A 22911-nucleotide genomic window follows, 5' to 3' on the forward strand; every position below is an offset into this window, starting at 1 on the left:
ATGTTCATCCTGCGCTTCCTCTGGGCGGTTCTGACATCGCGCTGGCTCTGGACGCTGATCGGCATCGCGCTGCTCTCTCTGGTTATCTGGGTGTTCGGCCCGATCGTCAGGGTCGGTGCTTACGAACCCTTCGCCTCGGAAAATGTGCGCATCGTCATCATTGCGCTGCTGGTCATCTTCTGGCTGATCTGGCTGATCGTCGCGCAGCGCCGGGCGATCCGGGCCAATCGCATGTTCGTCGCCGAAATCGCAGCGCCAGCAGTTGAGAAACCGCTGAGCCCCGGCGAAGAGAACGTCGCCGCCGTCGGTGCCAAGTTCGCCGAGGTGATGGCCGAATTGAAGCGCCGCAAACTAGGCGGACGCAAGTTCCTGCGCGAGATGCCCTGGTACGTGATCGTTGGGCCGCCGGCCACCGGTAAGACCACGGCTTTGCGCCAGTCCGGCCTGAACTTTCCGATCGATCTCACCGACGACCTGCAGGGGGTTGGCGGCACGCGCAACTGCGACTGGTTTTTTTCTGAGAACGCGGTTCTGATCGACACGGCGGGCCGCTATGTGCAGCAGGAGAGCCAGCCCGACGTCGATGCGGCGGAATGGCTGGGCTTCCTCGACCTGCTGAAAAAGCACCGCGGCCGCCGGGCACTGAACGGCGTGATCGTCGCGTTGTCGATCGACGTACTTTCCGAGGGCGACGAGGCCATCAAGGCTCATGGCCGCAAGATTCGTCGTCGGCTGGCAGAGCTCAACGACCGGCTCGAAATCCGACTTCCGGTCTATCTGATGCTGACCAAGGCCGATCTGATCAAGGGTTTCGAGGCTTTCTTCGGTGGCCTGTCGACGGCCTCGCGCGAACAGGTGTGGGGGACGACCTTCGCGCTGGATGCGCGTGTGGACGCGAAGACCATAGAGCGGGAAATCGCCACCCTTGCGACGGAGCTCGAGCGGCGGCTGGTGCCGCGCCTGGAGGACGAGGACAAACTCGCCACCCGCGCCGAGATATTCAGATTCCCTGCCCAGCTCACAAGCCTGTCCGAGCCGATCCAGGTGCTGATCGAGGCAATGTTCGGCGAAAGCAGGTACGAAGAAGCTGCGTGGCTGCGCGGCCTCTATCTGACGTCAGCAACCCAGGAAGGCGCGCCCATCGACCGGCTGACGGCGGCGCTGTCTTCATCCTTCGGTCTTCCGCCGCGCCGGGCCATGCCGGCGCCGCGCGTTGAAAAACGCAGCTTCTTCCTGAAGAATCTGCTGACCGAGGTCATCTTCAGGGAAGCAGGCCTGGGGACATTCGACCCGCTGGCGCAGCGCCGCCGCGCCTGGATCTGGCGCGGCGCCGCCGCCGCATGTACCGCCGTGGCCCTGTTGGCCGGCGGGGTGTTCACCTGGTCCTACTTTGACAACCGCAATGCGATCACGGCGCAGGCAAGTCAGTTCGAGGCGCTGCAGGCGCCGCTAACCGCGGCAGCCGCAAGCCCGGCATCGGTGGAGCAGCCTGCCATCGATGGCGCGCTCAATGCGATGGCTGAGGTCGTAAATGCCCGAACGGCACCGCCGAGCAGTGCCCAGGATCTGCTGGGGCCATCGGCCTCGTCGGAACTGCTGCGGGCGCAGGCCGACACTTACGACCACGCTCTGCGCAACATTCTCGAGCCGCACATGGTGGCTCTGCTCGAGGCGACGATGTGGCGGCAGATCCGCGATCCTGATTTCATGCTCGGGGCACTGAAGACCTATCGCATGATGACGGGCCTGTCGCAGATGGATGCCGATTTCGTCCAGAACTGGTGGGTCAACGACTTGCCCGAATTCGCGCCGGCGGCGCCCTTTCCGACCACTGACGCGGAAGAGCATCAGCTTGCCGCGATCCGCCGTATGGCGGTCGACGACAGCTACACCGCCCCGGATCAGGCGCTGGTTGCCGAGGCGCTGAAAACCGTCTGCACGATCTCGTTGCCGGCACGTGCCTACAGGCAGTTGCTGGCCGACCCGGCGGTGGCCGAACTCAAGGAATGGATCCCCGCGAATTTCGCCGGTCCCAACGGCGCCAAGGTTTTTGCGCGGCGTTCCGACAAGACGCTGCGCGTCGGCATTTCGGGCGCGTTCACCTATTCCGGGTTCCACGATGCCATTCTTGACCGGGTCGAGGACGTCGCCGCGCAGGCGGCGCTGGATCGAGCGGTCTTCGCCGGGGGCTGTTCGGAAAACTCCGAAACCTCTGTCTCGGCGCTGTCGGAGGATATTCTGAAACTCTACTACGAAGACTATATCGCGCAATGGGACAGTTTTCTGCGCGATATGAGGCTCGCGCCATTGTCCGACCTCAACATCGCCAGCGAGAACCTCAAGGATCTTTCGAGCGCCGACTCCGCGCTGAAACGCCTGCTTACGGCGGTCGTTCAGGAGACCGAGCTTACCCGATCCGATGAAGCACCAGCCGATAACAAGGCAGCGGCCAAGGGCGGCTCGAAACTGCTCGGCAAGCTGGGGAAGCTGGGAAAGATCGTGAAGACAGGGGCAAAACTGCTGCCACGCGCAGGCTCCGCCGACGAGGTGGACCTTACCGGCAGCCTGGTGGCCGAACACTTCAAGCCGCTCAAGGGCGCAATCGCCGAGGTTGACGGCCAGCCGCCGGCACTCGATGCCGCGGTGGTGGCTCTGACGGCGCTTTCGAACGTGCTGCAGACGGTCACGGCCAATCCCGACCCTCAGGACGCCATCAAGAAGCAGGGCGGTCTCGCCGAGTTGACGGGAGCGGTCGCCAGGCAAGCGCAGATCCTGCCCGATCCAATCGACGACTGGCTCGGCGGCATCGCCGGCGACACCAGCGGCCTGACACAGAAGGCGGTCACCTCCGAGCTTAACGCCATCTGGCGCGCCGACATCCTGCCGTTCTGCCAGGCGGCGCTGAACGATCGCTATCCGTTCAGCCCCGAAAGCGCGGTCGACGTCAATGTCCGCGATTTCGCCCGGCTGTTCGGGCCGGCCGGGATGATCGACGCCTTCATCAACGACCACCTGATCAGCTATGTCGACACAGCCAGCCAGCCATGGAAATGGCGCGCTGACTTTGGCCTGGACCCGGCGGCTCTGGCGGCATTCGAACAGGCGAGGCGCATCCGAGACGATCTCTTTCCAGGCGGCACAGGCCCGGTGATGAGCTTCACGCTCGAACCCAAGGACCTGTCGCCCAACGTCACGCGCGTGACGCTCAATCTCGACGGCCAGAACCTCGTCTACTACAACAACGCAACGCGGCCGCAGCCGATGACCTGGCCCGGCAAGGACGGCACCGGCGTCATCTCGCTCGCCTTCCAGCCGATCGACGGCTCGCCCGAAATCATGCTCAACGAAACCGGCAGCTGGGCGTGGCTGAGGATGCTGCGCAGTGGCCGCTTCACCGGCACCTCGCTGACGGATGTCTACAGCCTGCGACTGGGCACGAAAGGCATGTACGCCGATTTCCAACTTAAGGCGGCAAGCGTCGAGAACCCCTACAACCTGGAGATGTTCAAGAAATTCTCATGTCCACCGCAGATATGATCCTGCCCGGCTTTTACGGCAAAATGCCCGCCACCGGCGATTTCGTCACGCGGCGACTGCCGGGGGATTTTGTCCGCGTCTGGGACCGCTGGCTGGCGCAGCATCTCGTGCCGCTGATCGGCTCGGAGGCCTGGCCGCGCGATATGGCGCTACGCTTCCTGGCGGGTCCGGCGGCTTTCGGCGCATCGGCAGGTATTGTTCTGCAGAGCGCCGACAGGGTCGGCAGGCAGTTTCCGCTGAGTGTCGTCGCGCAGCTTCCTGACGCTTCCGTTCAGCTAGCTCGCGCCGATGCGTGGTTTTCCAGGATCGAAGAGGCTGCCATCGCAGCCCAACACGGCGAGCTGACGCCTGACGAACTGGATACCGCTTTGGCCGCACTGCCGGTGCCGCCGGTCGAGCAGGACGGAGACATTATCGACGACATGGTGATGTGGACTGCCCGCTCCGACATTTTCGACATCGATCCGCAGGCGCCGCAAAAAACGGTTGAACAGATCTTTGCAGCCAGTTGGGAGACCAGCTGATGCATGCGAATTTGACGACATCTAATAGCTGGTACGGACACGGATGCCGCGTCGGCAGGTTATTTCCAAGACAGTTGAAGGCTCGCCGTTTCACCATCACGTAAGGATGCGTGGTTCCAGATGTGGATACTGTCCAACGAGACGCCATTTGCCGCCCAAGAAAGCTGGACGCGTGATGAGCACGGACATGAGGTCTGGCTGATCGCGATCAAAGCGTCGTTCGAGATTGATCCCGACGGCAAACAGCGGCTCCTGAAGGACCAGACGCCGGTGAACCTGGCGCCCGTATACGGATCGGACCCGAATGAGCTTCTCGACGAGACGGACCTCAACCTGGAGAAAAAGCACACCGACATTCTGGTCGAAGGACACGTCTATGCGCCTGGCGGCAGTCCCAACATCGAGAGCGCTGCGCGCATAAAAGTCGGCGACGTCGACAAGACCATCAAGGTAATGGGCGACCGCGTGTTCATGCCGGGCCCGGTGTCGGTCAGGATGAGCCGGGCGGAACCATTCAAGAAGATGCCGATCAGCTGGCGCCGGACCTACGGTGGCACGGATATGGAAGCATCGACGCCGAACTGGGACCAGCGCAATCCGGTCGGTACGGGCTTTACAGTCGATCCGCAGCGGCTGATTGGCAAAATCGCGCCTAACCTCGAGTATCCAGATGCGCCCTATCGCGACCACAGAAGCGGCAAGCCGGCCGGATTCGGTCCGGTGGCACGGCACTGGCAGCCGCGGATGAAATATGCCGGAACCTATGGCGAGGAATGGGAGAAGACGCGCGACCCGCTTTTGCCCCGAGATTTCAGCCGCATGTATTACCAGTGCGCTCCAGAGGATCAACAGACCAAGACACCGCTGATCGGCTATGAAGATGTTCGGCTTGGCAATTTCACCGCGGATGGCTTCCTGCAGTTTCTCCTGCCTCGCATCACCTTCGACATGACCACCGAATTTTACAACCGCCCGGATCGCAAGAACGGCGAAGCCACCATCCATACGCTGCGTATCAAGCCCGATCTCAGGCAGTTCTCGATCACGTGGATGTCGACCCTGGCAGTGCCTTACGACGAGGAGCGCCTGAAGATGACGAACCTTAGCGTCCGCGAGCGTACCGGCATTTCACCAACAATCGCGGCGACCGGCGTCTGGCTGGCGGACGAAGACGAATGATGGCCAAGGCAGACACGATTGTTGTCGTCGGTGTGGGCGCGCGTACGCCGCTGGGTTTCGACGCGGCCTCGAGTGCCGCGGCGGTTCGCGCCGGAATCTCCGCCATTCAGGACCATCCCTACATGATCGATCGGTTCGGCGAGCGGATGAAGGTGACCCGCGATATCGGCATCGATGTCGATCTGCGCGGGGTCGACCGGGCCGTCGACATTGCAGCATCGCCGGCGCTCGACGCGCTACGGCCCTTTTTGGAGTCGGGCGCCACCGCTGCGGTAACGCTCATCCTGTCCACCGGCGAGCCTCGACCCGGCCAGCCGGATGGTTTCGCCGCCCAGGTCGATTCGCGGCTGCGCAAACACCTGGGGGAGCATATCGTCCTGGAAGGCGGCGGCTCGACCGCGGGCGGCCATGCCGGGGGCCTCCTTGCGATCTATCACGCTTGCAAATCGCTGCGTGACGGCAGGGCCAAATTCTGTCTTGCCGGCGGCGTCGACACCTATCTCGAGCCGGAAACGCTGGAATGGCTCGACGAAAACGAGCAGCTTCATTCGGACACCACGACATATGGTTTCTGCCCGGGTGAAGCGGCGGGGTTTGCCTTGCTAACAACGCTTGGCGTGGCGCGCGCCCACGGGCTTCGTCCACTGTTGGAAATCGTCGGCACTTCGATTGCGAGCGAGGAAAACAGAATCAAGACGGAGACTGTCGTGCTGGGCGAAGGCCTGGGCGCGGCCTTCCGCTTTCTTTTCCAGGACGCGCCTATCGACAAGGTCGATCGCATCATCTGCGACATGAACGGCGAGCGCTATCGCGGCAACGAGTATGGGTTCGCGGTCATCCGCAATCCCAGCCGCTTCAAGGATGCTGCCGATTTCGAGACCCCTGCCGATTGCTGGGGCGATGTCGGCGCGGCGTCGGGTCTTCTCTTCGTCAGCCTGATCACAGAAGCGGAAGCGCGCGGTTACCAGCCTGGCCCGCTATCGCTGATCTGGGCAAGCTCCGAAAACGGCGCACGGGCGGGCGTATTGCTCGGCGGCCCGAGAAAGGCCGGCTGATGACCACTCATATCGTCGTCAACAATCTGGGCCTGACCTACAAGGGCACGATCGGCCTTTCGATCGCTACTATTCCCGACGTCTGCAAGACCCCGAGTCCGGGCGGCCCGATCCCCTTGCCCTACCCCAATATCGCCAACCAGAGCACGCTCAAGGATGGCACCACGACGGTCTTTGCCAAGGGCGGCAAGATGATCGCTATCAAGGGCTCGCAGTATGGAATGAGTTCAGGCGACGAGCCGGGTACGGTCGGCGGCGTCAAGTCGAATGTCTTCAAGAAGGCGACCGACTGGATCACCTATTCCTTCGATGTCAAAATGGATGGCAAGAACACATGCCGTCACACCGACAAGAAGTTCCACAACGACAAGAACACGGTGAACCTAGCCGGAGATGTCGACCCGCTTAAAGCAACCGATTGCTTCATGCTGAACATCCGCTGCGACAAGAAAATGAAGAAGCGCGGCAAGAAAAAATGGACGCCGTGCATGTGCAAACAACTTTGCGCAAAGGTGGCGTCTCTTGACCGTGCACGGCTAAACCGCGGTGTAAGCACCCCCAAGGGAAAATCCCTGCGCAGGGTAGACTATAGCCAATCCGATTATGATTCGTACAAGGCGACGTATACTGAGCGCTTTACCGCGCGTGCCGCCGACAAGAAAAACAAAATGGAAAGTCAATTCGCGCACCCATGCGCGGCCGAGGAATGGAACGCGATGGACCCCAGGCCCGCAAACCCGACAGAAGGCGGGTCAAGCGCTCCATTCAATGCCGATCATCTGCATGATGCGGCCCTGGGCGGCCCGCTCGCCAGCATGCGCAACTTCAAGATGCTGAATACGCGGGTGAACACGACGATTGGAGCCGCCATGGGCAGGTACAACCGCGATAACTCCGGCGACCATGATGGCTTGCCGATACGCGCGCATCCGAGTTGCAAGTGTCCGGACGGCCCCCCGGATGCATGATCTCTAGTGAGGAGAAACTCCATGTCCAATGATGAGACCGTACTTTCGCTCGTAAAACAGATAGCCGAGCGAGCCATTGAACATCGATCTTTTTTCAGGATCAAGCGAGAGCCTGTGTTCAGGCCGGGGGCGGACGAACAGGATATCAACAAGCTGAAAAAGCTTTGGCGTCACCCTCTCCCGGATGATTACCTGAACCTGTTGCGGACGCATGACGGTATCGACAATTTCGATGCACCGAATGTTTTCTTGCTGTCTACCAAACACATTCTCGACAACCCCGAAATGGACGAGCTTTTTGTCGACGCGGAGATGTTCAGTGAGGGTGAGATTTTTATTTTCTGCCAGGCCGACAACGATGCTCATTCCGTCGCCTTCAGGGCCAGCAGGAAAGGTAAAATCGATGTTGTCGACATCGATTCCGGCGGCATCCGCCAGGAGCACCAGGACTTCGTGGCCTATCTCGAGTCGCGAAAGGCCGAACTCGAGAAGGACATTGCGCGCCACAAGGCAGACCGAAAAGGTCTGACGCGATGAGCCCAAGCCTGCGATCGTCGAACACTTTCTTCAAGGTCGAAACGCGTTTCGGCGAGAAAATTCCACGCTGGGAACTCAAGCTGGTTTTCATTCTCTATTTCAGTCGCGCGATTGAAATCGTCTACGTCAGGCGCATCTACGATCTATACATGTCGCGCTTCGGCAAAAGAATGCGCAGATACTTGGCGACATGGTCGGACTCGTTCATCGAAGAATTCAATGAGGACGCGCATCGCAGATTTCTGGAGGAATATATCCCGGATTTGTACAGGACGCTGGAGTGGGGCTACGCCTTCGATGACGACAAATCGCTCGGCGCATTTCTGTTTGTCTTCCACAGCTACAAACCGGTAAGCGAGCCCAACAAGTCGAGCTTCTGTCGCTTCGAATTCCCGCACGACTGCGATCAGGACGAAATCCAGGCCTTTGTGCTGGAGGTCGCGGCCATGGCTCCCTTCACAAGCGGAACGTGCGGGTATGTGCTTCAGCCTTGGCCTGACGATGTCGAAGCGTTCGACCATATGTATTCCGTATGCCAGAGGTATTGGGGCGTGGAGGCCTGGAACCAGGACGTAACGGTCAACTGGCTCGCCAACCGCTTCAAATGCATATCCTGGCTTACGCTCCTGGGCACCTCGATCCTGCAGGAATTTCCCGACCTGCACCCGGCAGCGAGCCGGGCCGCGCATGCCTATCGGGAACTTCCGACAGGCGCGATGTATCAAACCCGGCCTCGTGCGGCACTCATCGATCTCAACCGACGTGAGGATTTTCGGCCTGAGGCAAGGCTCGCCAGAGCGCTACTGCCGGCACAGATCGTGAAACACGGCTCCTTTGGCGGGAACCGGTGGACCGATGAGAATTCGGTGCAATGGCTACACAGATTTACGCCTGACTAGCCTCCTGCCCTTGGCAGCATCGATTTGGCGGGCAGTTCTTATCAGGACGTCGCCAGCCAGCCGCCGGCGTTGCCCCATGCCTTCACCTTGTCGGCGAACGGCACTTTCGCGACCTCATCCCCGAAGTGATCCTCAAAATCCTGGCCAACCTGGCTCGGCTCGGTTGTGAACAGGTCGGCCTCGCGCGCCTCCGGAAACAGTTCCAGCAGCGCGCTGCCGGCCGCAGCCGCAAGTGCCGGATTGCGCATCTGATGGATCAGCCAGTGCAGGAGGGTACGGTCGCCCAGCATTCCGGCGCCGCGCACCGCCAAGGGCGCGGTTTCAGGCGATTTGAGTAAACCCCCCATCCAGGCGCGCACGTCCTTATCGGGCGCAGCCCTGACCGCCGCGCGCAGAGCCGTCATTGCGTCGGGACCGCCGGCGACCGCCACCTTCCGCAGCTCGGGAATGGCCAGATCGCCAGAACCGAGTTCAGCCAACGCCCAGGCGGCCCAGAACCTTGGTTGGTCTTCGCCATCCTCCAGCGCCGCCCGCAATTCCTTAGCAAGATCAGCTCGCCTCAGCTTTCCAGCGAGGCGCAGGCTGACGGCGCGAACGCGCGCATCCCGATCGCGGACAAGTCGCGCCAGCATCTGCTTCGGATCGACGCCATGCTCGAGGCAAGCCGATACGCCTAGAAATCGCTTGAACGCGTCCTGCGCGCCGATCCAGTCCCGCACTTCCGCGGCGATCGTTCCGGGCTTGTGCCATGCCAGCGCGCCGACCAATCCACGTGCGTTGTCCTCGCTTTGGCGACCGAGTTCGACAACCTTGGATACATGGAGGCCGTCATTCTGCTCGATCGCCATCCATGCATAGAGGAACAGTTCGCCCTTTTCGGGGAAGTCCTCATGTGCTGCGACGACGAACGGCCAGGCGGCCGGTCCGGCGATACGCAAACCATCGAGGTTGGCTTCCAGCCGCCTGTCGACCCCAGCGACCACATGAAGGTCAGGGGGATCGTCCATCATCAACGTGTCGCGCTGTGCCCAGAAGAACGCCGCCTGCTCGACATGCTGCCTGACGACATCCGGGACTATTGGCCGTTCCGGTGCGCCTTTCGATTTTTGATTTCGGGTTGCGGCCGACATCAGTTGAGATCGATCGAGCCGCCACGGATACGATTGGCGGCGCTCGCCTGGCTGGTGACAAAGGTGCCACGAATGGTGATGCGGCCGTCTTTTTCCATGAGGATCGTTGCCTTGCCGCAGCGCAGTTCGATGCGCTCTTCGCCGATGATGCGAACGCACTCGCCGTCGCGCACGAGGTGCGGGGCGGCGGTCTTGCGCGCCGGCTCGACGATACGGCCGACGATCAGAGGCCTCATGGCGTCGCCCTCTTGAAACAGCAAAGCCACTTCGGAGCCGATCATATCGGATGTCAGTTCGGTCAGGCTGCGAGCCGGCAAGGCTGTCTCTTCCGGGTTGCCGGGAAATACCACCAGTGGCGATGCGTCGTCGTCGAAACCGAGAAAAATGCCGATCACCACACCGTCAATGCGTTCGCGAACGTCGCCCATCGCTGCACCTCAATTCTCGCTGATCTTCGAACCCTTCATGGTGATGTCGCTCGACGCCTTGATGCTGATCTTGCCGGACGCTTTGACCGAAATATCCTTGCCCTCGATGCCGATCGTGCCGTCTTTCTTCATCATGATCTTGGCCGAGCCGCATTGGATCAGGATCTCGTCGCCTGCGTCGATCACCAGCTTCTTGCCTACCTTGATCGAGCTATCCTGGCTAATGCTGATGCCACTATCTTTTGCGACGCTCAGCGAATGAGCACCGCCGACACTCGTGGAATCGTCGGCCGCGACGCTGGCGCTGCGCGCCGCGCCGACGCTGAAAGTCTGGGCGCTGCCAACGGTGACGCTCTGGTCGGCCGCGACGTTGACCGTTTGCCCCGCACCGATCGCCCAGCTGTCAGCGGCGGCGATGTTGTGGGACTGTGCCGCGCCCACCGTCACCGAGCGCGAGGCGCCGATAGTGTTGGTCTGCACCGCCCCCACGGTCCTGGTTTCGGCGGCGCCGACGCTATCAATGCGCGCGGCGCCAACCGTGATAGTCTGGATCAGCGCAACGGTCTGCGTGTGGTTGGCGCCGATCGTCTCCGTCGAGTTAGACCCGATATTGATCGTCTCGTCGATGCCCACCGTCAGTGATCGGTTCTTGCCAACTGTCTCGGTATCGTTCGAGCCTATATCCGTGGTCTGATCGACGCCGACCTTGACCGTCTTGTTGTTGCCGACGTCCTCGTCGAGGTTGTGGCCGACGGAGTGCTTGGCGTCATTGTCGATGCGGTCCGACTGGTCGTGCTGCACCAGCTTGGTGCGGTCGTTCTTGATCAGGAGGTTATGATCTTTCTGCGCCTGGAAGTTGACCAGTTCGGAGCCGGCCTTGTCCTCGAACATCAGCTCGTTGTAGCCGCCGCCGCCTTTCGAGGAGTCGGACTTCCAGCCGGATTGCGTGGCGCTGCCCGGCAGCCCGTAGGGCGGCATCTGGGAGGCGTTGTAGACGCGGCCGGTGATGATCGGCAGATCCGGATCGCCTTCGATGAAATCGACAATCACCTCCTGGCCGATGCGCGGTATCTGGATGAAACCCCAACCGCTGCCGGCCCAGGTCTGCGAGACCCGCACGAAGCATGAGCTGTTCTGGTCCTTCTTGCCCAAACGGTCCCAGTGGAACTGGACCTTCACCCGGGCATATTTGTCGGTGAATATCTCCTCGCCGGACGGGCCGACCACCGTCGCCGTCTGGGGGCCGCGCATGATCGGCCGCGGGGTGATCCGCGGCGGACGATAGGGCAAGGCGGTCGGCGCCACGCCGAGGATCACCTTGAAGTTCTCGCTTTCGACGTCGGCAAGAGCTCTGTAGCCGGGATCGAACAGCCGGTATTCGGCGCTGACCACCAGATACTCCTGGTTCTGGTCCTCGCGCGGAAAGCCTTCCAGCTTGAACGTGCAGCCCGAATACAGGCCGCGCACGGTTCCGACGGCGGCGATGCGCTGGTGCACCGCCTGGATTTCCTCGCGCCGGATCGCCGCCAGGCTGTCGCCGCGTCCCACTTCGAGATGCGCGCCGGGCTGGCGGTAATTCTCACCCGCGGCCAGTTTGTGACTGAACGGCTGGGCGGATTTGGCCATCAGGTCGGCGCCCGGCTTCTCGAAATCATAGTCGGTATGGACATAGGTACCTGGCCGCACCGAGCTGCCCGGAATCCATTCCGTGATATATTCGACATCGCGCCGGGAGCCCTGCCCTTCAAAGTGATAAGGCACCTTCTCATAGCCCGGCGCCGGCTTGAGCTTGCTCATGGCATCGGCGAGCACAAGCGTGTGCTTGCCCTCGTCATGCTCGAAGAAATACAGGATGCCCTCGTGCTCGAGCAGCCGCTGCACAAAATCGAGGTCGGTCTCGTCATACTGCACGCAGTACTCGCGCGGCGGATAAGAGCCTTGCAAGCGTTTCTCGAATTTTGCCGTGCTGTATTTCGAGAAGACCTCCTCGACGATTTCGATGACGCTCATGTTCTGGAAAATACGGCAATCGGTCGTATTTCCGAGAAACCACAGCCACGGCCTGATAACTGCTTCATAATACGCCAGACGGTCCTCGATCCGAGTCAGCCGAAACTCGGACACCAGGCCGCTGAACCAACGTTTCGGATCGGATTCACCTTCGATCGAAACAGCACCGCCCAGCATCTTCAACGGATCGATATCGGGGTCGGTGCCCACGAAGCCGACTGTATAGGCCAGACAACGGCTGATCTCATCGCGCCCGACAAGATGCGTGAAGGTCAACAGGTCAGCGCCAACCGGCGTCTGCACAACCGTGGCACGTTCGTTCGGCATGGGTCGTGCCCCTCCCGCCGCTCGTTTCTGCCTGAGCCTAGCACATGTCTTGCAACGACCAAAGGGGACCGCTTGGTGGGCTGCAGCGTGGTTAACTTTAGAATCGTCGGCTTGAATGCCTCTGTGCCGCCGTGCTCACAAATTACTGGTATAATGGGCTGTCTTGGGTGAGTTTCCCGACAGGCGATCGACGGCGATTTGAATGTTCATCAGGCTGCAGATCAACAATGCCGACTCCCTGCCCGCCGGTATTTCGACCGGCTACTCAGCTCGTGGTCGCAGCTTCGAAATCGGCCGCGAGGCCTGTGACTGGACCTTGCCCGACCCGGACAAGTTCATCTCAGGCCGGCACTGCGAAGTCCGATATGAGGCAGGCGCGTTCTGGCTGCACGATATCTCGCGCAATGGAACATTCATCAACGGATCGACCCAGCGCATGGCTGGCCCGCATCGGCTCGGCCATGGCGACCGGTTGCTGATCGGCCGCTACGTCATCCTCGTATCGATCGACGACGAGCGCACTCCGACCGGTCATCCTCAAAGCAGCCACGGGTCGACGCAACGAGAAATGCCGGTCACAAATGGTCGGCCGCTGGACTTCGGAGGCGAGCCCTTCTTCAATCCGGCAGAGCAACGGCCCGGGCAGCGACCACCGGGATCGACGTCTTCGCCGCCTGCCCCTCTTCCTTCAACGAGAGACGAGGTGCTGCGGGAAATCGCGATCGGAGCCGGTATCCCGCCGGAAATGCTTCAATCGCGTGATCCGCATGAAGTCGCTGCAGAAATCGGCGCGGTGCTGCGGACGGTGGTCGAGGAACTGGCCTTGCTGCTGAAGGCACGTGCGGCTGCGAAAATACTGGCCAAGAGCACGCACCGGACGATGATCAGTGCCGCGGATAACAATCCCCTGAAGTTCGTCCCGGGAACCGACGACATCCTTGAAATCATGTTCGCACGGCGCAGGGCCGGCTATCTTGATGCCAGGCACAGTATCGAAGATGCCTTCCGCGATCTCAAGACGCACGAATTCGCCACCTACGCAGCCATGCAAGCCGCGCTCTCCCGGCTGCTTGACGACCTGTCTCCCGAGGCGATCGGCAAGAAACTCCCACCCACGTCATTCACGTCGAAGAAGAGCCTGGCTTGGGATGCTTTCGTCGCCAAATGGCGAACCATGGAGGAAGCGCACGAAAACGGAATGCTGGACATATTCCTGGCCTATTTCAGCGAAGCCTATGCCAAAGCCGACAAGCAAAAATAGGCAGGGAAGACGGAACCTGGCACATGCCCCGGAAATCGGACCGGTTTGCTGGGCTGACCTTCGGCTGCGGAACGGATCATTTACCAAAGTGGAAAGTATTAGAGCGTCCTTTTGCGAGCCCGAAGGACACGGCGCTGTAATTGGCGAAGAAAAATCCTTTCGCAGCCCTGCATCTGGTTCCAATCGACCGTTTCTGAGCTTACGATCACATACGACAGTTCGCCAGCGGGTAAGGCTGATTGACCTGGGGGTCTGCGGCACATGTCATGTTACGGCGGGATAGTTTTTTGTAGCCGACCTTCCTCCAGACACTGCCCTCGTCAGCAGCGCCTGCGTTTGCTGCGCTTGGCCAGTGACCGTTTTGCTCCCCTGTTGCGCAAACGCAGGAACCGGGCGTGGACGGACGTTTGGCGATGAGCTCGAAGGACGATCCTTCCGGCCCAGCGGGCAAGACCGTCATTCGCGCACCGCGCCGCGCGGAAAAATCAGCGCCATCTCCTCGGGGACCTGTTCCTGACAGCGGAGAGCCCGGTCCCTCGCGGGTCAAGGATTCAACGGTTTTCGACCCGGGTGTCGGTCAGCATACGCCGCCGGGCTGGACATCCGGAACCGTGGTTTATCAGGGTGCCGATCCCGGTGCGACGACGGGAACCGGCTCCTTCGCGGCGACGCCGAAGCCAGGCATTCAGCAAGAGATCCTGCTGAATGCCGCGGACAGCGTTAGATATTCCGCGGCAAACCCGATCCTCGCCGCAGCCGCACCTTTGCTGATGCTGTTTGGCCAGCTCAGGCTCATGCCTGTCGAAAGACAAGCGGCACAACTGGCGGAGCATGTCGCCGAGGCGATCGAAAAACTAGACCGGACAATGGAGAAAGCCGGCGTCCAGGAAGAAGATGCGCGGATCGCAAAATTCGCCCTTTGCGAAACCGCCGACGATCTCATCGGCAACCTGCCGTGGCCCAACAGAGACGCCTGGGCGCAGCACAGCATGCTGTCGCAGTTCTTTCACGGCGCGCCCACCGGCACGGGCTTCTACGAAGCGTTGAACAAGATACTGGCCAGCCCGGAAACACACTACGATTTGCTCGAACTGATGCATGCCTGCCTGTCTCTGGGGTTCGAAGGCCAATATCGAGGCCTGGCGCGCGAAGACAACAATCTTGAACGCGTTCGGCGTGACGTCTACGAGACGCTTCGCTACTTCAGAGCGCGTGCCGACGAGGACATCTCGCCCCACTGGCAAAGCCTGGCGGTGTCAAGCGTACAGTCGCCGTCCCGGCTGCCGCTCTGGGTGATTGCGGCCGCAGCGTCGGCACTGCTGACGGCTGCATTCTTCGCTTTGCGGGTCGTCATCACCAACGAGGGCGAAGCCCTTGCCGGCGGGTTGCTGGCGCTCGATCCATCGACGCCGATTGCTATCGAACGCGCCAGCGTGGTGCCGCTAGCTGAGCCGATGAAAGTTACCCCGCCCGCCACCACTACCCAGATCGATCGCATCCGCTCGGCACTGGCCAAGGATATCGCACGCGGTGGACTGGCCGTCGGCACGCAGGGCAGGTTCATCGTGGTGGAGATCAACAACGTCCTGTTGTTCCAGTCCGGCAGGGCCGAGGTAAACCCGGAGTTTCAGCCGATTGCCGCAGACATCGCCGCCGCGCTGGAACCCGAGCCCGGACCGATCTCGATCGTCGGCCATACGGATAATGTGAAGCCGCGAAAATCGAGCGCGTTCAAATCCAACTTCGACCTTTCCATTGCCCGGGCGAAAGCGGTCGAAGCAATGATGGCACCGCGGTTCAGCGACCCCTCGCGAATCACTGTCGATGGCAAGGGCGAGGACGAACCAATCGCCGACAATGCGACTCCGGAGGGCCGCGCGCAGAATCGCCGTGTCGACGTGATGATCCCCAAGGAGGAGACGTTGTGAGCACGGCCATTTGGAAGCGCCTATGACGCGTTGGCTGCTGCGGATATTCAGCGCGATCGCGTTGGCCGGGTTCGCGGCAGCGGTCTGGTTTGCCGGACCATTGGTCAGCTTTGCCGATAGCCGCCCACTGGGGCCGGTCTGGCTGCGCGCCACGATCATCGGTGTGATCGTGGCGATCTTGGCGCTGTTTTACGGACTGCGTTTCTGGCAAACGCGAAAAGCGCAAAAGGCGATCGAGACGGCGGTCGCCCACGGTGACGAGAACGGTGGCGACTCGCAGGTGCTCGAGGCGCGTATGAGCGAAGCCATCGCTGCGCTCAAGCGATCGAGCGGCAGACGCAACTTCCTTTATGAGATTCCCTGGTACATCGTCATCGGCCCGCCTGGTGCCGGCAAGACGACGGCGCTGGTCAATTCGGGCCTGAAATTTCCGCTTGCTGGTTCGGGCAGCGCGCAGCCGGTGGCCGGCGTTGGCGGCACACGCTCCTGCGACTGGTGGTTCACCGACGAAGCCGTGTTGATCGACACTGCCGGGCGTTACACGACGCAGGATTCCCATGCGAAGAGCGACAGCAAGAGCTGGCTTGCCTTCTTGTCGCTGCTCAAGAAATACCGCACCAGGCAACCGATAAACGGCGTTATTCTGGCCATCAGCCTTGCCGACCTCATGAGCCTCGACGATCAGCAGCTTGACGCCCATGTCGTTGAAATACGCAGCCGTCTGCGCGAAATTCACGAAACGCTGAAAATCCAGTTCCCGGTATACCTGCTCTTCACCAAGGCCGACCTTGTCTCCGGTTTCATGGATTATTTTGGCGGTTTCGACGAGCAACGCCGCCGCAAAGTGTGGGGCGCGACGTTCCAGACCGCCGATCGCGGCAAGAACATGGTCGGTGAGGCACCGGCCGAATTCGACGCATTGGCAAAACGCCTGGCGGAGGAGATGGCCGACCGCCTGCAGGAAGAGGCCGATCCGGTCGTGCGCATATCCATCTTTGGCTTTCCAGCCCAGTTTGGCGCGTTGAAGAGCCGTATTGCCAGCTTCATCGCCAGCATATTCGAGCCGGCCCGCAGCCAGGTGAACGTCAGCCTGCGCGGACTCTATTTTTCGTCAGGCACGCAGGAGGGTACGCCGATCGACCAGGTGCTGGGCGCAATCGGTCGCAGTTTCGGCAGCGCTTCGCGCGGCCATCTTTCCGGCGCGGGCAAAAGCTTCTTTTTGCACGATCTTCTGACCCGCGTCATTTTCGCGGAATCCGGATGGGTGTCATACGACAGATCCGCTGAAAGGCGTGCAGCGATCGCCAGATATGGCGTCCTTAGCGCAATCGCATTGATCACTGCCGCAGCTCTGGGCACCTTGGCCCTGAGCTTTGCGGCCAACACGTCGCTGATCGCTTCTACAACGCAAGCTGTAAGCCAGTATCGCGAGACGGCGGACCCGCTGCTCAAAAGCACGACGGTCGCCGATGTCGACCTCGAAAACGTTATTGGCCCGCTCGACCAGTTGCGCAACCTGCCGGCCGGGTTCGAGACCAGTGACTTACCGACACCGATCGAGGAAACGTTCGGTCTCAGTCAGCGGGAAAGGCTTCTTTCGGCATCCAAAACGGCTTACCGGCAAGCTCTGGAGCGAACATTCCGCTCGCGCCTGCTGCTTCAGGCCGAACGGACGATCCAGGCTAAGATGGCTGATCCTGCCGCGCTCTACGAACCGCTGAAAATCTACCTGATGCTTGGCGGCAAGGCGCCGAAGGTCGATGACGAGTTGATCGTTTCCTGGATGAGGCAGGATTGGGAGCAGAACGGGTATCCGGGCGAAAACAACCGCGCGGGACGGGCGCAACTGGAAAAGCATTTGCGGGCCATGCTTGCACTGGACGACGCCTACGACCCGGTCTTCGAACTCAACCAGCCGCTTGTCGAATCCGCTCAACGCTCGCTCGGACGCATGAGCCTTGCCGATCGTGCCTCCGCCTTGGTCAAGTCGGCGGTATACGCGGCAGCATTGGACGATTTTTCCGTGTCCGTGAAGGGCGGCCCGGAAGCGCAGCTGTTGTTCGAACGTGTCGATGGTGGCGAACTGTCAGGCCTTCGCGTTCCCGGTATCTACACCTATAGCGGGTTCAACGACTTCTATCTCGGACAACTCTCGCGCATCGCGCAGATGCTTGTCGATGATCAGTGGGTTCTCGGCGGCGGCGGCGAGCAAGGTGGCATCGATCAGGAGTTGCTCAAGCTCGGTCCCGAACTTGTCGAGCGCTATGGAAGAGAATTCGCCTCGGCGTGGAACGGCGTTCTCGACAAGTTGAAGTTCAAGGCGATGCTGACGGACAAGCCGCACTACATCGCTCTGTCCGCCGCCGCGTCACCGACCTCGCCAATCGACCAGCTTTTTACAGCGATTGCCGACGAAACAGCCCTGACGCGAGAAGCTGGTTCCGGCAAAGGCTATGGCTCCGAGGCCGATTCCGGCACGCTTCAAGACCAGCCACAGAACGCCGCAGATGTCGCCAGGGGGTTGGTCCGCATCGGCATTCAAATCGCCACCGGCAAATCGCAAAGCCGGGCCGGCATTGGGTCCGCCGGCGCGCAAAACCCGAATCCTGGGGCGAACATCGAAGCGCAATTCAGATCGTTCCAGGCCCTGGTGAACGGCCCCGCTGGACGCCGCCCAATGGATGCATTGACCCAGAATTTCCGCGACATCTACCAGAGCCTGCGACTGGCGGCCGACGTGCCTTCGCAGACGGAACGCGTCAACATGAATCTGCAGCTGCAGATATCCACCCTTCGCGCCAATGTCTCACGTCTGCCCAAGCAACTCGCCCGAATGGTCACCGCGACCGCCGACGAGTTTGAGGGCAACGTCGCAGAAACCTCGCTGGCGAATTTGAACCAGATGCTCGACCAGACCGTCACGCGCGCCTGCCAGGAGGTGGTTGACGGCCGTTATCCCTTCGCCAGCGATGGCGCCGAGGATATTGCGATGGCGGATTTCGCGAAACTGTTCGCTCCAGGCGGATTGATGGATCGGTTCTTTGCACAAAATCTCGCATCGCTGATCGACATGACTGGCCAGGACTGGAGCTGGAAACAGGATGCCCGCTTCGGGCGCGACCTGTCGAAGTCGACCTTGAAAAACTTCCAGATGGCCGCGGAAATCCGCAATGCCTTCTTTCCCTCAGGTGGTTCGGTGCCGTCGGTCAGCGTCACCTTCACACCGTTTTCACTGCATGGCGATGCCGATATGGCGATACTCGACATCGATGGTCAGATTGTCCAAAGCAACCAGGCGGGCAACGCGCCGAGTACGGTGACCTGGCCGAGCGGCATGGCTTCCGCGTCCGCGGGCCTGAGCCTCATGCCGGAAATGCCGGGCCGTGAGTCCGCGATCAAGTTCGACGGTCCATGGGCGCTGAAGCGTCTGCTGGACAAGGCCGCCATCAGCGGCACCGGTGGCAACACTGAAGCCCGCTTCGTGATCGGCGGGCGCGATGTCGCCTACACGATCCAGGCCAGTTCGGACCCCAACCCTCTCTTTCTTCCTGCGCTTTCGGAGTTCAGCTGTCCAAAGGCGTTTTGAGATGACCTTTGAGCTTTCCAGCACGGCGACACTGTCCATCGGCAGCAGACGCGCCGACGTGGATTTCGATACTCTAATGTTCGAGCCTGTGGCAAACTGGCGCGAGCGAGCGCCCTGACGGTGCGCCGCAGAGGACGCTTGAGACGCGCTTGGTGGCAAATTGAACAATGTCGCCCTTCCCTTTGAGAGCTTCGGCGTCAGCCACAGAGGCTGTGTCCGTGAGCTCAATGAAGACAGCTATCTGGTCGAGCCAGAAACCGGCCTGTGGGTGGTGGCCGACGGGATGGGTGGACATGATGCTGGAGAAATCGCTTCGGCCAGCATCATCGATCATCTGGCAACGATCGGCATTGCAAGCTCTGCGCCGGATCTTCGCGCGCGCTTCGAGGACCGGCTCAGCCGGGCCAATGCCGAAATCCGCAGGATATCGGAATCCCGCGGCGTAACCATCGGCTCCACTGTCGCCGCCCTGCTGGCAATGGATGGGCGGTTTGCCTGCCTGTGGGCGGGCGACAGCCGCGTCTATCTGATCCGCAACGCCTCGATCTCGCAGATTTCGAAGGATCACACCGAAGTTCAGGAACTCCTCGACCGCGGCATGATCAGCGCGGCCGAAGCGCTTACCTGGCCACGCCGCAATGTCATTACGCATGCGGTCGGTGTCAGCGACGAGATCGTCATCGACTTCCAGCAAGGCGAAATCTTGCCGGGAGACATTTTCGTTTTAAGCACTGATGGGCTGACAGCGCATGTCACCGACGCCGAGATCGAGGCGGCGGCGGTGTCCGCGACACCTCAGGCGGCATGCGAAGACCTGCTGCAAACGGTGCTGGCGCGCGGGGGAACAGACAATGTCACGATTGTACTCGTCAAGATCGGGGACGGGCGCAACGGGCAATCGCTCCGTCCGGATCTGTCGAGAGCGGAGGGTTGAGGTCGATGAGCGCCGACGACAAGACGCGAATATCGCCGAACTTCGCCAACACGGCGGTAGGCACGCAGCTTAGCGGCATTTACGAACTCGACGAGCGGATCGCTTTCGGCGGCATGGGCGAGGTCTACCGTGGCCACAACATCCAGACCGGCGACCACGTCGCGATCAAGATCGTCCTACCCGAGTTCGCCCGCGATCAGACGATCCTGTCCTTGTTTCGCAAGGAAGCGTCAATCCTCAATCACCTGTCGCACGACGCGGTCGTGCGATACCACGTCTTCACGATAGATCCCGGGATCGGCCGTCCCTACCTCGCGATGGAATTCGTCGACGGCCAATCGCTGTTTGATGTCATGCGACGTGGCCCGATGCCGACGGAAGACGTGCGTAAGCTCTGCCATCGCCTTGCTTCCGGCTTGAGCGCCGTGCATCAGGCAGGCGCAATTCACCGCGATCTCTCCCCGGATAACATCATCCTGCCAGGAGGCCGGGTCGAACGCGCAAAGATCATCGATTTCGGCATCGCGCGGTCGGCGACCGTCGGCGGAGAGACCCTGATCGGCGGCAAGTTCGCGGGGAAGTACAACTACGTTTCTCCCGAACAACTCGGGCTCTACAGCGGCGATGTCAGCGAGCAATCCGACATGTACAGCCTGGGATTGGTGCTGGCCGCTGCTCTTCGTGGGAAACCGATCGACATGGGCGGCTCCCAGTTCGAGATCGTGGAAAAACGCCGGACCGTTCCGGACCTATCCGACATCGACGCCGATTTTCGCGGAATTGTTGAAGCCATGCTGCAGCCGGATCCACAAGACCGGCCGGTCAGCATGGCGGACATCGCCAGGATGACACGTGACGACACGGATAGCGAGGGGACAGCGCCGCCAACGTCGATCACCCCCCGCGACCGAACGGGTTTGCCACGAGCGGGTGGGACCATCGCGCCTGGCCCCAAGCTCCAGAGCCAACCTCCGGCGGCTCCGGGTGAGCGGGTCTTCGTCCCGCATGTCCGCCCTGCGCATCTGTCCGAACCGAGGCCTTCGGCAGTTGCCGGTCCTCCTCGGGCGGTTTTGCCAAATGTCCCTGGAAAGTCAGCCAAGACCCGATCCTTCGCGATCGCTGCCTTGGCGGCATTAGCTGTCACGTCCGGTGCAGGCATTTATCTGAGCGGCTTGATGACGCCTTCCACGCCGAGCGTCGGCGAGACAAAGCTCTCAGCATCAAAGCCGGCCCCGACGGACAGTGTTGTCAATTCGCCGGACGATGAGCCGGCAAAGGCGGTTCCACCGCAGCAGCCACAACCAGAAGCCACTGCGCCGCCAGCTGAAGATCAGGCAGGTGCGGCGGCCGATCAAATGCCGGAACCGACACAGCCCGCCGAGGTCCCCTCACCCACCGAGAAAATCCCAGCGCCGTCGGTAGTCGAGACGCTGTCGCCAGCTGAAAATCAGGCAGATGCCAAGGCGAAGGCTGAAGCTGAGGCAAGAGCTCAAGCCGAAGCGGAAGCGAGGGCCGAGGCGCAGGCGAGGGCTGAAGCTGAGGCCAGGGCCAGGGCCGAGGCGGCGAAGGCCAAAGACGAGGAACGCCAGCAGGCGGAAGCGGCGATGCGGACCGCTTCGGAAGAAAAGGCAAGGCTCGACGCCGAACGCAGGGCCGCCGCGGCGCAGGCGCAGAAAGTGGAGCGCGCACCTCAGCAGTCGACAGGAAAAGCCTCGCCGCCACCAGCGGTCCAGCCCGACGTCATGGAGAGCCAGAAGCCCGAGCAATTGGCCAGCCAGCCGGCAGCACCCAAGGCGGTCGTGCAGATGCCCGAACCCTCTGCAAGCCAGATGGATGACGCGAACGCAAAGGGGCAACAGGACGAACCGGCGGCGGGCAAACAGCCGGACGAAGCCGCCGTTGCCTTGAACGTGCCGAAACCGGAAATACCGCCGGGAATTGCGGTCGACGACGCTGCACAACGGTTCTCCTGGGTGCGCGACTTCAACGGCGGCGACTGTTTCTATGCGGCGATGACGTCGGCAACCGGCAAGGCTGCCACGATCGAGGGATTTGGAACGGAGGTCCCGCCGTTCGAACGAATGATGTACGATTTCCAGGCAAGATTCCACGTCGAACCAGACATCAGCCTCCGCCTTATTGAACCAGCCCAATGCGAAGTCACCAAGTTTCTGCGCTTTCTGGACCAGACAGCGGCCGACAAGCCGCAGCTTGTTCTCGATCGAACGACGGTGCCGAGCGGTTCGCCGATCGGCGGCACGCTGGTGACGCATGGCGGCCTGATTTCCAGCTTGCTGCTGATCGACCACAGGGGCATGGCATTCAACCTCGACGATCGTATCTTGGTGCAATCGGACAAGGCCACTTTCAGCATTCCGATCGAGCTCGGCGCAGCCGATAAGGCGGCCGGCAAGGTCTTGCCGCAGATCATAATGGTCATCACCGGTCCACAGGATATTCAGGCTGCGGCGTTCCCCGTGCCGACACCAGCCGCGCAACTGTTGCCCAAGATTCTTGAAGAGATCGAGACCAACGGATCTGAGTTCTCCGCGACTGCAAAGTACTTCCGGCTCGGCGGGTAGCATGGACGCCAATGGACCTCCGCCGC

15 protein-coding genes are annotated in these 22911 nt (G+C 61.3%); 12 read left to right on the forward strand and 3 right to left on the reverse strand.

All coding sequences use genetic code 11. The features are described from left to right. From tssM (E5X88_RS08635) to E5X88_RS08665, 7 genes are all read left to right on the forward strand, one after another. Positions 1-3537 carry a type VI secretion system membrane subunit TssM gene (gene tssM, locus E5X88_RS08635; protein ID WP_292160291.1) on the forward strand — a complete coding sequence of 1179 codons (3537 nt, stop codon included), beginning with the start codon at positions 1-3 and terminating at the stop codon, positions 3535-3537. After that, on the forward strand, positions 3519-4061 hold the full coding sequence (gene tagF, locus E5X88_RS08640) for a type VI secretion system-associated protein TagF (protein WP_292160293.1): 543 nt from the start codon (positions 3519-3521) through the stop codon (positions 4059-4061). The genes tssM (E5X88_RS08635) and tagF overlap by 19 nt, the downstream gene beginning before the upstream one ends. A 120-nt stretch (positions 4062-4181) precedes the next feature. Continuing rightward, on the forward strand, positions 4182-5240 hold the full coding sequence (locus E5X88_RS08645; RefSeq protein WP_292160295.1) for a DUF2169 domain-containing protein: 1059 nt from the start codon (positions 4182-4184) through the stop codon (positions 5238-5240). Continuing rightward, positions 5237-6295 carry a beta-ketoacyl synthase N-terminal-like domain-containing protein gene (locus E5X88_RS08650; RefSeq protein WP_292160297.1) on the forward strand — a complete coding sequence of 353 codons (1059 nt, stop codon included), beginning with the start codon at positions 5237-5239 and terminating at the stop codon, positions 6293-6295. The genes E5X88_RS08645 and E5X88_RS08650 overlap by 4 nt, the downstream gene beginning before the upstream one ends. Beyond that, positions 6295-7263, forward strand: a complete 969-nt coding sequence (locus E5X88_RS08655; RefSeq protein ID WP_097574973.1) for a DUF4150 domain-containing protein — start codon at positions 6295-6297, stop codon at positions 7261-7263. The genes E5X88_RS08650 and E5X88_RS08655 overlap by 1 nt, the downstream gene beginning before the upstream one ends. Positions 7264-7284: 21 nt before the next feature. Then, a complete protein-coding gene (locus E5X88_RS08660; RefSeq protein ID WP_292160302.1) occupies positions 7285-7800 on the forward strand; it encodes an SMI1/KNR4 family protein in 516 nt (171 codons plus the stop codon). After that, a complete protein-coding gene (locus E5X88_RS08665; protein ID WP_292160304.1) occupies positions 7797-8699 on the forward strand; it encodes a type VI immunity family protein in 903 nt (300 codons plus the stop codon). The genes E5X88_RS08660 and E5X88_RS08665 overlap by 4 nt, the downstream gene beginning before the upstream one ends. Before the next feature lie 41 nt (positions 8700-8740). On the opposite strand, the gene E5X88_RS08670 is transcribed toward E5X88_RS08665, so the two are convergent. The 3 genes from E5X88_RS08670 to tssI are packed head-to-tail and all read right to left on the reverse strand — an operon-like array spanning position 8741 to position 12594. Continuing rightward, positions 8741-9829, reverse strand: coding sequence for a HEAT repeat domain-containing protein (locus tag E5X88_RS08670; protein WP_292160305.1), 1089 nt, complete (start codon positions 9827-9829; stop codon positions 8741-8743). Continuing rightward, complete coding sequence (locus E5X88_RS08675; RefSeq protein WP_292160308.1) at positions 9829-10257, reverse strand: DUF6484 domain-containing protein; 429 nt, start codon at positions 10255-10257, stop codon at positions 9829-9831. Before E5X88_RS08675 ends, E5X88_RS08670 begins: the two co-directional genes overlap by 1 nt. Before the next feature lie 9 nt (positions 10258-10266). After that, positions 10267-12594, reverse strand: a complete 2328-nt coding sequence (gene tssI / locus E5X88_RS08680; RefSeq protein WP_292160310.1) for a type VI secretion system Vgr family protein — start codon at positions 12592-12594, stop codon at positions 10267-10269. Positions 12595-12796: 202 nt separating this feature from the next. Here tssI and tagH point away from each other — a divergent pair, with 202 nt between their 5' ends. The 5 genes from tagH to E5X88_RS08705 all read left to right on the forward strand — a co-directional run bounded on the left by tagH (position 12797) and on the right by E5X88_RS08705 (position 22885). After that, complete coding sequence (gene tagH / locus E5X88_RS08685) at positions 12797-13855, forward strand: type VI secretion system-associated FHA domain protein TagH (protein WP_292160312.1); 1059 nt, start codon at positions 12797-12799, stop codon at positions 13853-13855. Between the two features lie 413 nt (positions 13856-14268). After that, positions 14269-15783 carry a type VI secretion system protein TssL, long form gene (gene tssL, locus E5X88_RS08690; protein ID WP_292160557.1) on the forward strand — a complete coding sequence of 505 codons (1515 nt, stop codon included), beginning with the start codon at positions 14269-14271 and terminating at the stop codon, positions 15781-15783. A gap of 22 nt (positions 15784-15805) precedes the next feature. Beyond that, positions 15806-19369, forward strand: coding sequence for a type VI secretion system membrane subunit TssM (tssM, locus tag E5X88_RS08695; RefSeq protein WP_292160314.1), 3564 nt, complete (start codon positions 15806-15808; stop codon positions 19367-19369). Positions 19370-19529: 160 nt separating this feature from the next. Further along, on the forward strand, positions 19530-20303 hold the full coding sequence (locus E5X88_RS08700) for a protein phosphatase 2C domain-containing protein (protein WP_292160316.1): 774 nt from the start codon (positions 19530-19532) through the stop codon (positions 20301-20303). Between the two features lie 5 nt (positions 20304-20308). Continuing rightward, on the forward strand, positions 20309-22885 hold the full coding sequence (locus E5X88_RS08705) for a serine/threonine-protein kinase (protein WP_292160318.1): 2577 nt from the start codon (positions 20309-20311) through the stop codon (positions 22883-22885). Positions 22886-22911 lie beyond the last annotated feature (26 nt).

It is taken from the genome of Mesorhizobium sp., from assembly GCF_004962245.1.
GTDB lineage: Bacteria > Pseudomonadota > Alphaproteobacteria > Rhizobiales > Rhizobiaceae > Mesorhizobium.

Coding starts and splice junctions, on each gene's coding strand:
- tssM (WP_292160291.1), top strand. CDS start 1: ATGTTCATCCTGCGCTTCCTCTGGGCGGTTCTGACATCGCGCTGGCTC.
- tagF (WP_292160293.1), top strand. CDS start 3,519: ATGTCCACCGCAGATATGATCCTGCCCGGCTTTTACGGCAAAATGCCC.
- E5X88_RS08645 (WP_292160295.1), top strand. CDS start 4,182: ATGTGGATACTGTCCAACGAGACGCCATTTGCCGCCCAAGAAAGCTGG.
- E5X88_RS08650 (WP_292160297.1), top strand. CDS start 5,237: ATGATGGCCAAGGCAGACACGATTGTTGTCGTCGGTGTGGGCGCGCGT.
- E5X88_RS08655 (WP_097574973.1), top strand. CDS start 6,295: ATGACCACTCATATCGTCGTCAACAATCTGGGCCTGACCTACAAGGGC.
- E5X88_RS08660 (WP_292160302.1), top strand. CDS start 7,285: ATGTCCAATGATGAGACCGTACTTTCGCTCGTAAAACAGATAGCCGAG.
- E5X88_RS08665 (WP_292160304.1), top strand. CDS start 7,797: ATGAGCCCAAGCCTGCGATCGTCGAACACTTTCTTCAAGGTCGAAACG.
- E5X88_RS08670 (WP_292160305.1), bottom strand. CDS start 9,829: ATGTCGGCCGCAACCCGAAATCAAAAATCGAAAGGCGCACCGGAACGG.
- E5X88_RS08675 (WP_292160308.1), bottom strand. CDS start 10,257: ATGGGCGACGTTCGCGAACGCATTGACGGTGTGGTGATCGGCATTTTT.
- tssI (WP_292160310.1), bottom strand. CDS start 12,594: ATGCCGAACGAACGTGCCACGGTTGTGCAGACGCCGGTTGGCGCTGAC.
- tagH (WP_292160312.1), top strand. CDS start 12,797: ATGTTCATCAGGCTGCAGATCAACAATGCCGACTCCCTGCCCGCCGGT.
- tssL (WP_292160557.1), top strand. CDS start 14,269: ATGAGCTCGAAGGACGATCCTTCCGGCCCAGCGGGCAAGACCGTCATT.
- tssM (WP_292160314.1), top strand. CDS start 15,806: ATGACGCGTTGGCTGCTGCGGATATTCAGCGCGATCGCGTTGGCCGGG.
- E5X88_RS08705 (WP_292160318.1), top strand. CDS start 20,309: ATGAGCGCCGACGACAAGACGCGAATATCGCCGAACTTCGCCAACACG.